Genomic DNA, 14,960 nt, shown 5'->3' on the forward strand with positions numbered 1-14,960 from the left:
ATGCCGATAATAGAATCTACTTACAAGGCGCCTTTTTTATTTAGAAGTGGTTTTATTGCAACTGCCTATTCTGGTTTGTTCAGGAAGGTTAATGGTGTTGTTCATGAACGCGAGCGAATTTCGTTATCCGATGGCGATTTTCTAGATTTAGATTGGAGTTATTCTAAACCAAAAACAAATAAGCTTATTGTTTTGCTTCATGGTTTAGAAGGTGATGCTCAAAGACCTTATATGATTGGGGCTGCTAAACTCTTTAATAAAAATGGTATTGATGCTCTAAGCGTGAATTTTAGAGGCTGTAGTGGTGATGAAAATTTGAAATATAGAAGTTATCATTCTGGGGCAACTGAAGATTTAGAAGACATTATACAGCATATTATTTCTGTAAAAAATTATTCAGAAATCTATTTTCATGGTATCAGTTTAGGAGCAAATATGATACTCAAATATCTTGGTGAAAGGGATGATGTTCCTTCTGAAATTAAGGCTGCAGTGGCTGTTTCTGTGCCATGTGATTTGAATGGTTCAAGTAGGCAACTTCATAAAGTAGGTAACAGGCCATATGCCATTTGGTTTTTGTTTTACTTAAAAAATAGGCTGAAATCGAAAATTGAAAAGTTTCCAGGTAGTTTATCACAAGAACAACTAAAGAGCATCAAAACACTAAAAGATTTTGATAACATTTATACCGCAAAGGCTCATGGATACAAAGATGCTTTTGATTATTATAAACAATGTAGTAGTTTACAATTTATTCCGAATATAAAAATCCCAACACTTATTATTAATGCACTAAATGACTCGTTTTTATCTCCAGAGTGTTATCCGGTTAAGGAAGCAAAAAACCAACCGAATATCTTTCTGGAAATGCCTAATCATGGTGGGCATGTTGCCTTTATTGATAAAAAGAACGTGTATTACAATGAGCGTAGGGCGTTAGAGTTTGTGCAAGATTTAAATTAAATATAAAACTCCGAAGAGTTTTTAATATCCTTCAAAACAAACGTACTGTTTAGAACTCCAATGTTTTCAATCTTAGACAGTTTATATTTTACAAAATTGTGATAATCTTCTAGCCCTTTGGTGTTTATTTTCAAAATGAAATCTACCTGACCTGCCATATGGTAACATTCCTGAACTTCATCTAAATTTTGAATTTGCTCTTCAAATTTTTCTATGAAAGCTTCACTATGGTAGCGCATAGAAACTTGACAAATAGTAGTCACCGAGCGTTCAAGAAGATTCTTATCAAGTATAGCTACATATTTTTTTATAAACCCTTGGTTTTCAAGTCGTCTAATACGCTCATAAACAGGAGAAACAGTTAAGTTTAAAGTTTTAGCAATCTCTTTAGCCGTTTTTTTAGAATCGTTTTGAAGAATTCTAAGAATGGTAATATCGGTTTCATCTAAATTTTCCATAAAAGCCTAAATAAAAATTATTGTTGAAATGCTTAAAGTTTAAATTTAAAAGTAAATATAACTGTAATAAATGTAATTTAAAACTATTATTACTTAATTAATTTCAATATAGTAATTGAATGTGTTCTGTATGTTAACTTTGGCAGTAACTAATGCTTTTGGTATTGTGTTATGATTTTAGTAATTGGAGCAAATGGACAGTTAGGAACCGTGCTTACTCAGGCACTAAGAGGTTCCTATGGAGCAGATAAAGTTGTTGCTTCTGATATTATGAAAAGAGAATCCAACACAGGCCTTTTTGAAGTCATTGATGCCACTAATTTCAAAAGAATTGAAGAGGTGGTTAAGCAATATAAAGTCACAGAAATTTATCATTTGGCAGCAATATTGTCTGCAAACGCCGAATCAAATCGCATTAGAAGTTGGGAAATCAATACAAAAACATTGCTTAATGTATTGGAGGTTTCTAGATTGAATAAAGTTGAGAAAGTGTTTTACCCAAGTTCAATTGCTGTTTTTGGAAAGAATGCTCCAAGAATAAAAACGCCAAATAATGTTAGTTTAAATCCTGAAACGGTTTACGGTATTAGTAAAGTTGATGGCGAAAATTGGGGGCAATATTACTATAATAAATATGATTTAGATGTTAGGTCAATCAGGTACCCTGGTGTTATAAGCTATCAATCTTTACCAGGAGGTGGTACCACAGATTATGCGGTTGATATTTACCATAAAGCTGTTTTGAATGAAAAATATTCCTGCTATTTAACTAAGGATACTACGCTTCCTATGATTTTTATTGATGATGTGATTAGGGCGACCTTACAGCTAATGGAAGCTTCAAAAGAACAGATAAATATTAGAACATCTTATAATGTTTCAGGTTTAAGCTTTTCACCTGAGGAAGTTGCAAAAGAGATTCGCAAAAGAATTTCTAATTTCGAAATAGAATATATACCAGATTTCAGACAAGAAATTGCAGCAAATTGGCCAGTGTCTATTGACGATTCTTGTGCGTACAATGATTGGGGTTGGCAATCTGAATATAATTTAAGTGATATTACTAAGGTAATGCTAAGTAAGTTGAGAAACCAATACAAAACATTAATTTAATTTTAATAATTGAGACCATGTATTCAAATATAAAAAGTGATTTACAACAAGAAATAGAAGAAATTAAATCGGCAGGTTTATTTAAAACTGAGCGCATAATAACAACACCGCAGGGATCTAAAATAGGAACCACAAACGTTCCTGAGGTTTTAAATTTTTGTGCAAATAACTATTTAGGTTTATCATCACATCCTGAAGTTACTAAAGCAGGAAAAGAAGCTATAGACAGTCATGGGTATGGTTTGTCATCTGTTCGTTTTATTTGTGGAACCCAAGATATTCATAAGGAATTAGAGCGAAAAACAGCCGATTTTCTTGGAATGGAAGATTGTATTCTATACGCTGCCGCTTTTGATGCTAACGGAGGGCTTTTTGAGCCTATTTTAACACCCGAAGATGCCATTATTTCAGATGCTTTAAATCATGCCTCCATTATTGATGGTATTCGATTATGTAAAGCAAAACGATTTAGATATAATCATAATGATATGGCGGATTTAGAAGCTCAATTAATAGAAGCTAAAGATGCAAGAAGAAAATTAATTGTTACCGATGGGGCCTTTTCAATGGATGGGACCATTGCGCAACTAGATAAGATTTGTGACTTAGCTGATATATACGGCGCTTTGGTTATGGTAGATGAGTGTCATTCTACAGGTTTTATGGGAGAAACGGGTAGAGGCACGCATGAGTACAGAAATGTTATGGGTAGAGTAGACATAATTACCGGTACTTACGGTAAAGCTTTAGGTGGCGCATCTGGAGGGTTTACTGCGGCTAGGACTGAAATTGTTGAGTTGTTAAGACAGCGTTCCAGACCATACTTGTTTTCTAACACAGTGGCGCCATCTATTGTAGGAGCTTCTATAAAAGTGCTAGATATTTTAAGTAGTTCCACACATTTAAGAGATAAATTAGAGGAAAATACTAAATACTTCAGGCAAGAAATGACAGTTGCTGGTTTTGATATTGTTCCAGGAGATCATCCTATAGTACCTGTTATGTTATATGAAGCAACCTTAGCTCAAGAATTTGCGGCCAAATTATTAGAAGAAGGTATTTACGTAATAGGCTTTTTCTATCCTGTGGTACCGAAAGGAAAAGCAAGAATACGGGTGCAATTATCTGCAGCTCATGAGCGTGAGCATTTAGATAAAGCAATAAAAGCTTTTACTAAAGTAGGTAAAGAACTTGACGTTTTATAAAGCATTAATCACTATAGTACAATATTCAAGACCATGTTAAAATGATTTAACATGGTTTTTTTTTGGTAAGATGTGGATGTTTAGAGCTAAAATAGGTTTAGTTAACCCATTGTTAAATTTATTAGTTCGAGCTTTTATTAAAAACATTTTTTAGTAACTTCAAGCAAAATTCGAATTATGCCAACTTTCAACTTAAAAATCAATAATCAAACTCATACTGTAGAGGCCGATATGGATACACCTTTACTTTGGGTTTTAAGAGATCAATTAGAACTTGTAGGAACCAAGTATTCTTGCGGAATAGGGCAATGTGGAGCCTGCAACATACATGTTGATGGTAATGTGATGAGAAGTTGTTTACTTCAGGTGTCTCAAGCCGAAGGTATGAAAATTACAACTATTGAAGGCCTATCAGAAAATGGAGATCACCCTGTTCAAGAAGCATGGAAAGACATTGATGTGCCACAATGTGGATATTGTCAGGCTGGTCAAATAATGACTGCTGCAGCATTCTTGGAAAAGAATCCTAATCCAACGGGAGAAGAGATTAGAAATGCCATGAATGGAAATATCTGTAGATGTGCATCATATAATAGTATTGAAGAAGCTATAAAAGTAGCTGCTGAGAAATTAAGTTAACTAACCTAAAAAGAAAAACAATGTCAACTTCAGATAAATTCACATTCAGTAGAAGATCGTTCTTAAAAACCTCAGCTTTAGCTAGTGGCGGTATGCTAATAGGTTTTAACTTATTTAATGCATGTAAGGAAGAGGCAAAAATGCCTATAGATTTAAGTCAGTTAAATTATAACGACTTTAATGCCTTTATTAAAATATCCCCAGAAGGCAAAGTAACCATTTTTGCCCCAAACCCTGAGATAGGACAAGGAGTGAAAACATCAATGCCTATGCTTATTGCTGAAGAATTGGATGTGCTTTGGGAAGATGTTTATGTGGTGCAAGCAGGTTTAGATACAGAGAATTATAAAAATCAAATTGCAGGTGGAAGTCAATCACTAAGACAAAATTGGGAGCCACTTAGACAGACAGGAGCTACGGCAAAACAAATGTTAGTAAATGCTGCTGCAGCAAGATGGGACGTTGAAGCTTCAACATGTACAGCAAAACAAGGTGTGATTACCAATGCAAATGGGGAAACATTGGGGTATGGTGATGTTGTATTGGAAGCAGCGCAGTTGGAAGTTCCAGAGGAAGTTACTTTAAAAGAACCTCAAAATTTTACGATAATAGGGCAAGAAACAGCTAATGTAGATATTGATAAAATAATTACCGGTAAGCCTTTATTTGGTTTAGATTATAAAGAAGAGGGTATGGTATATGCCTCTGTGCTAAGGCCTCCCGCATTTGGACAAGTGTTAGATACTTATGATGCTACTGCTGCCTTGACAATTCCTGGTGTGATTGATGTTATTACAATTGGCGAGAAGACAAGAAAATATTTTGAAGGTGAAAGAACTAGTTGGACTGCTAAACTGAGTCAAAGTGATAAAGTAGTAGTTATTGCCAAAAGCACATGGGATGCTATAAAGGGAAAAAATGCGCTTAAAGCAACTTGGAAACAAGATTCAGAGGTTGAAAATTCTGAGCTTCATGATGAAAAGTTAATGGGGATTTTGGATGGGAATAAGTTCAGAACTAGAAGGAAGGATGGAGATATTAAAAAGGCTTTTGCTGAGGCCGATAAAATTTTGGATCGTACGTATGAGTCTCCTTTCTTACCACATAATACCATGGAACCTATGAACTTTTTTGCTAGTGTAACACCTGAAAAAGTGCGTTTGGTTGGTCCGGTACAAACTCCTGAGGAGGCGGCTAAAGTGGTCTCAGGTTTGTTAGGTAGAGATTTAGAAGATATTAGCGTGGAGCTTACTAGAATGGGTGGTGGTTTTGGTAGAAGACTTTATGGAGATTTTGTGTACGAAGTTGCTGAAATAGCTGATGTTATTAAAAAGCCTGTTAAAATGGTTTCTTCCAGAGAAGATGATATGTCTACAGGTGTTTATAGACCAGCTATAAAGTATAGAATTGCAGCCTCAATAAAGGATGGTAAAGTAACTGGTTATCATTTAAAGGAGGCGGCTATAAACGGTAATATGTATGGTTTAATTCCTAATTTCTTTCCAGCCGCGGCTATAGAAAATTATCAGGTAGATACTGCTAATTATAAAAGTAATATAACCACAGGTGCTTGGAGAGCACCCTACACCAATTTTTTAGCGAGTGCTGAACAAAGCTTTTTTGATGAGTTAGCAGAAGAATTAGGTGTAGACCGTGTTAAGTTACATATGGATTTGTTAGAGAAGGCTAAAAGTAATCCAGACCCGAAAATTGAATATAGCCCTGAGCGCTTACAAGGCGTCTTAAAACTGGTAGTAGAAAAATCTAATTATGGAAACACTATTGCTGAAGTTTACCAAGGGTTAGCGGTTTATTATTGTCATAATACCCATGTTGCTGAAGTTGCTGATATTGTTATGACTAATGGTGTGCCTGTTGTTAAAAAGGTAACTTGTGCTGTTGACTGTGGAATTGTAGTGAATCCTTTGGGTGCTAAAAATCAGATTAAAGGAGGGGTTATTGATGGTATTGGTCATACCATGTATGGAGAATTAACGTTTAATAATGGTGAACCTCAATCTAATAATTTTAATTCGTATCAATTAATTAGAATGGGACAAACTCCAAAAGTAGATGTTCATTTTGTTAAAAATGATATTGCTCCAACCGGTTTAGGAGAACCAACTTTACCACCAGTAGGGGCTGCAGTTGCCAATGCTATTTATAAAGCTACTGGGCAACGCTTAACAAAACAACCCTATATGAATAATTTACAAGCTGAAAAGGTTGTAGGTTAGTAAATAGAAGACATATTGCATTAAAAAAGCGAGCATATTAAGGGCTCGCTTTTTTTGTGTGTTACTATTTTTGTTTTAGATTTTATCTCCTAGAAAAGATTGAAATTTACTCGGGTTTCCGTCTTCATCACCAGTAAGCAAGTAATAAACCATTCCAGCATCAGAAATATCAGCTCTAAATTCTTTGTGCTTTTTCATGCACTTCCAAATCCAAGCTATATCCGGATTTTTATGATTTTTTAACCAATCCCAAACACTCCAATTATGCAAAGAACTCCAACCTTCATCTGGATTGTTTTTGTTGTTTTGGTCTTTTATTCTTTTAAACTTTAAACGATTTCCACTAAGTTCAATAACCTGATCTATAGTATGGTGATTTGGTCTCCTCAAATGATTATCGTTATAATTACTATGCGATACAATATATACATGAGATAATGCTTCTCCATTACGTTCATTTATAACCAGCTTAACAGCCTGATAAAGAAATTCTGATGGTCCCATATTTATAAAATATAAGGGGTTTTCCTCAGTAGATTTTACTAATTCATTTTTAAGATGCTTAATGGCTTCACTTTTATGAGTTCCTACATTAAAGAAAAGGTCTTTATTAAAATTCCATCTTTTTATGGAGCCATCAACACCTTCTTTCATATAATTTCTAACTGTTGTGTGGGGAGGCGAAGGCATAAAATTGTTATATGAATAATGCACTAATTTATTCTGAAGTTTCAATTTTGCCAATATAGCTAGAGTAGCCGGTGTAGCACCCCAATCATCTGGATCAGCATAATTCCATCTGCCAGTGTATTCCAAATCTGGCTGAGCATTCCCATCTGCACTACATGCAATTCGATTATTATCATAACCCAAAGCTTGTGCATTAATATCACTAGGAGAGATAATCACAAGCAATATGAAAATTTTAATAAGGATTCTTTTCATTAGATACTTTTTTAGAATTATTCACATTCAATTCTTTCAGAAAGTGTTTTAGATCTTGTTTCAGCGTCACCGTCAGGCATGCCTGTAGACAAAACTAGTTTATCTAATTGAATAAAGTTGGATTTAGGGCAAATTTTAAATTCAAACAAATAAACTATTTTAACTCCTTAAATAAATTTTAAGTAAGTTTATTGACGGTTTAGATTACTAATTGGTTAAAATTAGATATGTGTTCAACTTCAAATTAAATTATTTTTGGCCACTTTGAGTCTAAATTAAGGTATAAGTGTATGAGCAACACACCACAAAAGAAGGCTGCAACGCCAGAGGTATTCTTAGATTTAAAAGTTACCAAACCACCTAAAAATAGTGTGGGTTTTGGTGCCTTAAAGTCTGCTGTTGGCATGGTTTCTAAGTACATGAAACCAATAGATGCTTTAAAAATTTCAACTAAAATTAACCAAAAGGGAGGTTTTGATTGTCCGGGTTGTGCATGGCCAGATCCTGATGATGATCGTTCTATTTTAGGTGAATATTGTGAAAATGGTATGAAAGCCATAGCAGAGGAAGCCCAAAAGAATATAATTGGAGCTGATTTTTTTGCAAAAAATTCTGTAGATGAATTAGCAGAGTTATCAGATTTTGAAATTGGTAAGTCAGGGAGACTAGCAGAACCAATGTTTTTACCTGAAGGAGCTACACATTATCAACCCATTTCTTGGGATGATGCTTTTAATAAGGTAGGAGTACATTTAAATGGTTTAAACTCTCCAGATGAAGCTGTGTTTTATACCTCTGGAAGAACAACTAACGAAGCTGCTTTTTTATATCAACTTTTTGTTAGAGAATACGGAACAGCTAATTTGCCAGATTGCTCTAATATGTGTCATGAGGCCAGTGGTAAAGCTTTATCTGAAACATTAGGAATTGGTAAAGGCTCTGTGACATTAGATGATTTATATAAGGCCGAAGTGGTTATGGTTGTTGGTCAAAATCCAGGAACTAATCACCCTAGGATGTTGGTGGCTTTAGAGAAATGTAAGAAGAATGGTGGTAAAATCATAGCTATTAATCCTTTGGAGGAAGTTGGCTTTATGAAGTTTACCAACCCTCAGAATCCTTTGAAAATGTTAACAGGAGGAACAGAGTTAACAGATGTGTTTGTACCTGTAACCATTAATGGAGACGTGGCATTTTTTAAGGCAATTTTGTTGAGATTACTGGAGAAGGAAGAACAAGAAGGTCATGTTTTTGATAAGCAATTTATTGAGGAACATACTAGTGGCTATGACGCTTTTGTTAAAGATTTGAAAGCATTTAATTTTGATGAATGCCTGAGGCTTTCGGGTGTTTCAATAGAGACCTTTGACAAAGTATTCGATTTAATACTCAATAATAATAAGATTATAATTTGTTGGGCAATGGGATTAACTCAACACGAAAATGCTGTTGATAATATTCGTGAACTGGTTAATTTGTTATTACTCAAAGGAAGTATTGGTAAAGAAGGTGCGGGAACTTGTCCGGTCCGTGGACATTCAAATGTTCAAGGAGATAGAACAGTGGGTATTTGGGAAGCAGCGCCTAAAGCATTTTTAGATAAGATTGAAAATAAGTACGGTTTCAAACCAACCACTAAACACGGTTATTCGGTAATCGAAGCTATTGAAGGGATGTACAAGAAAGAAGCCAAGGTGTTTTTTGGTTTAGGAGGTAATTTTATATCAGCGGTACCAGACACTAATTATTCAGCACAGGCATTGGCTAATTGTAATTTAACGGTTCATGTGAGTACTAAATTGAATCGTTCACATTTAGTAACGGGTAAAGAAGCGCTTATTTTACCTTGTTTAGGAAGATCAGAAAAAGATTATCAAAAAACAGGGGTTCAAGTACAGAGTGTTGAGAATTCCATGGGAATTGTGTCTTCAACAAAAGGTGTTTTAGAACCTTGTTCAGATAGTTTAATTAGTGAGGTGGCAGTAGTTTGCGGCATTGCGAATGCAACGCTGAAGGATCGATCCAAGATTAATTGGCTGGCTTATAAAGATGACTATAGTTTGGTAAGAGATGATATAGAGGAAGTGGTTGATGGTTTTAATGATTATAATACGAAATTGAAGCAACCATCAGGTTTTTACTTGCCGAATGGGGCTAGAATTAGAGAGTTTAAAACTAAAACAGGAAAAGCTAACTTTACTACAAATAAACTACCCGACTGGAAATTGAAAGATGATGAATTAATTATGATGACGATTAGAAGTCATGATCAATTCAATACCACCATTTATGGACTGGATGACCGTTATAGAGGTATTTTCAATGAACGCCGAATTATTATGATGAATAGGGAGGATATGAAAGAACGAGGACTTGAAGAACAGCAAGTAGTGAGATTAAAATCTGAATATAATGGAGTTGTAAGAGAAGCACATAAATTTAAAGTTATTGGCTATGATATTCCGAAAAATTGTTGTGCTACTTATTTCCCCGAGACCAATGTTTTAGTACCTTTGGATAGTTATGCACATACTGCAAAAACGCCAGCTTCAAAAAGTATTAGAATAACCGTAGATAAAGTATAAAATTTGAGATTATTTAAAACAGCAATAGTTAGTCTGTATTTACTTATAGTAGTATCATGTAAGCAGAAAACATCTGATGTTAATTATTATAACCTGCCTAAGCTTTCCAGTGATTTAAAAATTGATTACACGAACTCTAACCCTTTACTTGAAGCCTTAAAGCCTGTACCTGAAACAGCTGTATTTGAAATGAAGGGCTATTCATTGTGGGATCCTTCAGTAATTCAAGTTGATGATACATTTCATCTTTTTTGTTCCAGATGGAAAGAGGCTGATGGTTGGGATGCTTGGAAGAAAAGCCATGTGATTAGAGCTACTTCAAAATCACTTTTCGGTCCGTACAAATTTGAAGAGGTTGTTATAAAACCAGAAGACCACCCTTGGGCTACTGCTGGCATTCATAACCCAAAGATTATTAAAATTGGAAATAAGTTTTTATTGTATCATTTAGGTATTCCAAAGTGGCATACCGGATTTTTATTTTCGGATTCTATTGAAGGCGCTTGGGAAGCACTTTCGGAATCGTTGATAAAAACAAATAATCCATCTATATGGGTGCATGAAGATGGGCGTGTTTATGCCTTAGGAAAATTTAAACCAGCAAAAAAAGACACTAAAGATGGTAGATGGGATGCATATATGAGAGCGTTTAAAGCACCAAATATTATGGGGCCGTACGATGTTGTTGGAGATAATAAGAATAGGCTGCCTAATGATTTTGAATTGGAGGACCCAACCGTATGGTACAGTAATAATCAATATAATGTGATATGTACAGATTGGGAAGCAAAGGTTACAGGAATAGATAAATCTGTATTGCTGTACACATCAAAAAACGGAATAGATTATAGTTTGTATTCTCAAATTCCTTTATGGCATAGAAATGAACCCACTCCAATGGAAGGCGGAAAAACATTGTTGTTGGATAAGATTGAACGTCCGCAAGTGTATTTAAATAAACAGAATGAATTAGTAGCATTATTAGTGTCTGCGACCAAAAAATCAAACTCAGATCAAGGAATTATTATTGTTAGACCAGTTGAAAAATTCACTCCTTAAGTTTTTAAGATTTCTATAAAAACTAACCCCATATTTTTTTATAAAGCAAATATTGATATTTCAATTTGAGAAATCTATAATAATTCAATGTTATGGTTTTTTCATAAGCATATCCCATATATAATTACGTATAATTACTTAGTTTTGTGTTTAAAATACGTAGATATGAAGAAAATCATTGTTGTAGGTAATGGTATGGTAGGTTATAAGTTTTGTGAAAAATTTGTAGCTCAAGAGAATTCAAAAAACTTTAAGATTACCATATTTGGTGAGGAACCAAGACCAGCTTATGATAGGGTTCATTTAAGTGAGTTCTTCGATAATCAAGATGCGAAGGCTTTAGAAATGGCTCCACGTGAGTGGTATGAAGAGCATGGAATTGAATTAATAAGTAATGAGCGTATTACTGATATTCATCGTTCTTCAAAGAAAATCACTACTTCAAAAGATTTACACTATAAATATGATTATTTAGTACTAGCTACTGGCTCCGCACCTTTTGTACCTAATATTAATGGAATTGAGAAAAAAGGGGTTTTTGTTTATAGAACCATTGAAGATCTTGAAGGTATGTTGGCTTATGCTGATGAGATTCAAAAAGGAAGAAATGAAACAGTTAAAGCTGCTGTTTTAGGTGGTGGATTGTTAGGGTTAGAGGCTGCTAAAGCTGTTATGGATATGGGCTTAGAACCTCATGTGGTTGAGTTTGCACCTAAATTAATGCCAAGACAATTAGATAGAAGGTCGAGTAACGTATTGCAAGAGAAGTTAGAGTCTATGGGCATCAATATTCATTTATCAAAAGCTACAAATAAGATTCTAGGGGATGGTGCTATCACCGGAATGGAGTTTGGTGAGTATGACAAGATTGATGTTGAAATGCTTGTAGTTTCAGCAGGAATTAGACCTCGTGACGAGCTTGGAAAAACCTGTGATTTAAAAATGGGAACCCGAGGCGGAATTGTTGTTAATAACAAGATGCAAACCTCGGATCCTGAGATTTATGCTATAGGTGAAGTTGCACTTTATAATAACATGATATATGGTTTGGTAGCCCCTGGTTATGACATGGCAGAGGTTGCGGTTAGTCAAATAATAGGTAACTCTCATGTAATCATGCCGGAAGACATAGATATGTCTACTAAATTAAAATTAATTGGGGTTGATGTAGCTAGTTATGGTGAGCCGTTTATGCCAGTTGAAAAAGGATATTCTGTTGTTTTTGAAAATAAGACGAAAGATTTATATAAGCGTATTAACGTTAGTCATGATGGCAAGAAGTTATTAGGAGGAATCTTGGTAGGTGATGCATCAGACTATAATATGTTGCATCAAATATATTTGAACGGATTACCAATTCCTGAAGATGCGGAGGAACTATTAATTGGTTCTAGAGGCGATGGGGAAGGCGGATTTGGAAGTGTAATGGATATCCCAGATGCGGCTCAAGTATGTTCTTGTGAGAGTATAACAAAAGGCGATATTTGTTGCTCAATTACTGAAGGTGATTGCAATAATTTAGGTGATGTTATAGCTAAAACCAAGGCAACTACTGGTTGTGGTGGTTGTAAACCCATGGTGGTTGATTTAGTGAATGAATCACTTAAATCATTAGGAAAGGAAGTTAAAGAAACTATCTGTGAACACTTTGATTTTAATCGTCAAGAATTATACGATTTAATTAAAATTAACAAAGTAAAAGACTATCAAGAAACATTAAACTTATTTGGTGAAGGCCATGGTTGTGAAATTTGTAAACCACTTATAGCTTCAATTTTTGCAAGTATCCATATGGAAACGCCTAATAAACAACCTGGAATTCAGGATACGAATGATAGATTTTTGGCAAACATTCAACGTAACGGAACGTACTCGGTTGTACCAAGAGTTGCTGGTGGTGAAATTACTCCCGACCAATTAATTGTTATTGGTGAAGTTGCTAAAAAGTATGACTTATATACAAAAATTACCGGTGGACAGCGTATTGATTTATTCGGCGCGCAGATTCATGAATTGCCAATGATTTGGAAAGAATTAATTGATGCTGGTTTTGAAAGTGGACACGCTTATGGTAAATCATTACGTACGGTTAAAAGTTGTGTAGGTTCTACATGGTGTAGATATGGTATGCATGAAAGTGTAACCTTTGCTATTGATATTGAAAACAGATATAGAGGTTTACGTTCTCCTCATAAATTAAAAGGTGGTGTTTCTGGTTGTATTAGAGAATGTGCTGAGGCCAGAGGGAAAGATTTTGGATTGATTGCAGTTGATGGTGGTTGGAATCTTTACGTATGTGGAAATGGTGGAGCAACACCAAAACATGCTGTTTTATTGGCAGAACAATTAGACGACGAAACGGCTGTTAAATATCTTGATAGATTTTTAATGTACTACATACGTACTGCAGGTCCTTTAGTAAGAACTGCGCCTTGGTTAGATAAACTTGAAGGTGGTATTGATTACTTAAAACAAGTGGTGATTGAAGATTCTTTAGGTTTAGCTGAAGAGTTAGAACAGGAAATGCAAGGGTTGGTTAATAAGTATGAGTGTGAATGGAAACAGGCTATTGAAAACCCTGAAATGATTAAGCGTTTCAAACATTTTGTGAATTCTGATGATACAGATGATAACCTTGTGTTTGTGCCAATGCGTGAGCAAAAAATGCCAAAAGCTTGGGTTTAGTGCGTTAGGTATTGGAGCTAGTTACCGTGTAACGCGGAAAGCCCGACCCAATAAGGGAACGCCCAAATTAAAATTAAGAAAGTAAAATTTAGAGTGATGCAAGATATACTAAGTAAGTACCAAACAGTTTTAGAAGCCGATGTTACCACATGGTTTGAAGTAGGCCAAGTTTCTGATTTTTTAGAAAATAGTGGGGCCTGCATAAAATATAAAGACAAGCAAATTGCAGTATATAACTTTACTAGAACGGGAAAATGGTATGCCTGCCAGAATATGTGTCCGCATAAAATGGAAAATGTATTGGCATTGGGAATGATTGGTGACAAGGATGATATTCCAAAAGTAGCTTGCCCAATGCATAAGAAAAACTTCTCTTTAGAAGATGGTTCTAATCTTGGTGGTGAAGATTATAAAATTGCTACGTATCCTGTTAAAATTGAAGGCGGAAATGTGTATATTGGCTTTTCAGATTAAAATGAAAAGTAATGAAACCAACACGATTTGAAACTGCAATTGCATTAATAGATAAACTAAACTCCGAAGACATAAATACATACCAAGTTAGTGGTATGGATTACCCAAAAGAATTGTTGTATTCTCAACGCATGACGCGTAAGTTATTACAATTTGAGCCTAATGCATCTAAGGCGTTACAAATTGCTGCAAGAGCACAACATATTTCCCGTTGGAAAATAGCTAGAGACGAGTACCCAATGGATAGAGTGGGCTATTTGAAATGGCGTGAAACCCTAAAAAGAATGCATGCGGAACTTACTGCAGATATTCTAAAGCAAGTAGGGTATGATGATCAATATGTTGAAAGAGTATCTCAGCTAATTAGCAAAAAATTAATAAAGAAAAACGAAGAGTCTCAAACGCTTGAAGACACAGTTTGTTTGGTTTTTCTAGATTACTATTTTGAAGAATTTGCGGCAAAACATGCAGATGATAAAGTGATTGACATTCTACAAAAGACTTGGAAGAAAATGTCTAACAAAGGACATGAAGCTGCTTTAAAACTAAATTATTCAGATAAAAATCTTTCTCTGGTAAAGCAAGCGATACAGTAAT

Annotated in this window: 12 protein-coding genes; 10 read left to right on the top strand and 2 right to left on the bottom strand. The window is 34.8% G+C overall.

Features of this window, described 5'->3' with window-relative positions:
- Positions 1–963 carry a YheT family hydrolase gene (locus FUA22_RS16155; protein ID WP_147769624.1) on the top strand — a complete coding sequence of 321 codons (963 nt, stop codon included), beginning with the start codon at positions 1–3 and terminating at the stop codon, positions 961–963.
- On the opposite strand, the gene FUA22_RS16160 is transcribed toward FUA22_RS16155, so the two are convergent.
- Positions 960–1,421, bottom strand: coding sequence for an Lrp/AsnC family transcriptional regulator (locus tag FUA22_RS16160; RefSeq protein ID WP_147769625.1), 462 nt, complete (start codon positions 1,419–1,421; stop codon positions 960–962). The genes FUA22_RS16155 and FUA22_RS16160 overlap by 4 nt on opposite strands.
- A 171-nt stretch (positions 1,422–1,592) precedes the next feature.
- On the opposite strand from FUA22_RS16160, the gene FUA22_RS16165 reads away from it, so the two are divergent.
- The 4 genes from FUA22_RS16165 (at position 1,593) to FUA22_RS16180 (ending at position 6,615) form a co-directional block, all read left to right on the top strand.
- The gene (locus tag FUA22_RS16165) at positions 1,593–2,534 is read left to right on the top strand and encodes an NAD-dependent epimerase/dehydratase family protein (RefSeq protein ID WP_147769626.1); all 942 of its coding nucleotides are present in this window, start codon (positions 1,593–1,595) and stop codon (positions 2,532–2,534) included.
- 17 nt (positions 2,535–2,551) lie between these two features.
- A complete protein-coding gene (kbl, locus tag FUA22_RS16170; protein ID WP_147769627.1) occupies positions 2,552–3,739 on the top strand; it encodes a glycine C-acetyltransferase in 1,188 nt (395 codons plus the stop codon).
- Positions 3,740–3,916: 177 nt separating this feature from the next.
- Entirely contained in the window at positions 3,917–4,378 is a 462-nt protein-coding gene (locus FUA22_RS16175; RefSeq protein WP_147769628.1) for a (2Fe-2S)-binding protein, read from the top strand.
- A 20-nt stretch (positions 4,379–4,398) separates the two neighbouring features.
- Entirely contained in the window at positions 4,399–6,615 is a 2,217-nt protein-coding gene (locus FUA22_RS16180; protein ID WP_147769629.1) for a xanthine dehydrogenase family protein molybdopterin-binding subunit, read from the top strand.
- A 75-nt stretch (positions 6,616–6,690) separates the two neighbouring features.
- Here FUA22_RS16180 and FUA22_RS16185 read toward each other — a convergent pair whose 3' ends face one another.
- Positions 6,691–7,560, bottom strand: a complete 870-nt coding sequence (locus FUA22_RS16185; RefSeq protein WP_147769630.1) for a hypothetical protein — start codon at positions 7,558–7,560, stop codon at positions 6,691–6,693.
- 290 nt (positions 7,561–7,850) lie between these two features.
- Here FUA22_RS16185 and FUA22_RS16190 point away from each other — a divergent pair, with 290 nt between their 5' ends.
- From FUA22_RS16190 to FUA22_RS16210, 5 genes are all read left to right on the top strand, one after another.
- Entirely contained in the window at positions 7,851–10,145 is a 2,295-nt protein-coding gene (locus FUA22_RS16190) for an FdhF/YdeP family oxidoreductase (protein WP_147769631.1), read from the top strand.
- Between the two features lie 3 nt (positions 10,146–10,148).
- The gene (locus tag FUA22_RS16195) at positions 10,149–11,204 is read left to right on the top strand and encodes a glycoside hydrolase family protein (RefSeq protein ID WP_147769632.1); all 1,056 of its coding nucleotides are present in this window, start codon (positions 10,149–10,151) and stop codon (positions 11,202–11,204) included.
- A 165-nt stretch (positions 11,205–11,369) separates the two neighbouring features.
- The gene (nirB, locus tag FUA22_RS16200; protein WP_147769633.1) at positions 11,370–13,889 is read left to right on the top strand and encodes a nitrite reductase large subunit NirB; all 2,520 of its coding nucleotides are present in this window, start codon (positions 11,370–11,372) and stop codon (positions 13,887–13,889) included.
- Between the two features lie 96 nt (positions 13,890–13,985).
- On the top strand, positions 13,986–14,363 hold the full coding sequence (gene nirD, locus FUA22_RS16205; RefSeq protein WP_147769634.1) for a nitrite reductase small subunit NirD: 378 nt from the start codon (positions 13,986–13,988) through the stop codon (positions 14,361–14,363).
- Positions 14,364–14,374: 11 nt separating this feature from the next.
- Entirely contained in the window at positions 14,375–14,959 is a 585-nt protein-coding gene (locus tag FUA22_RS16210; protein WP_147769635.1) for a DUF4202 domain-containing protein, read from the top strand.
- Position 14,960: the final 1 nt, after the last annotated feature.

Origin of the sequence: Seonamhaeicola maritimus (assembly GCF_008056315.1) — a bacterium.
GTDB lineage: Bacteria > Bacteroidota > Bacteroidia > Flavobacteriales > Flavobacteriaceae > Seonamhaeicola > Seonamhaeicola maritimus.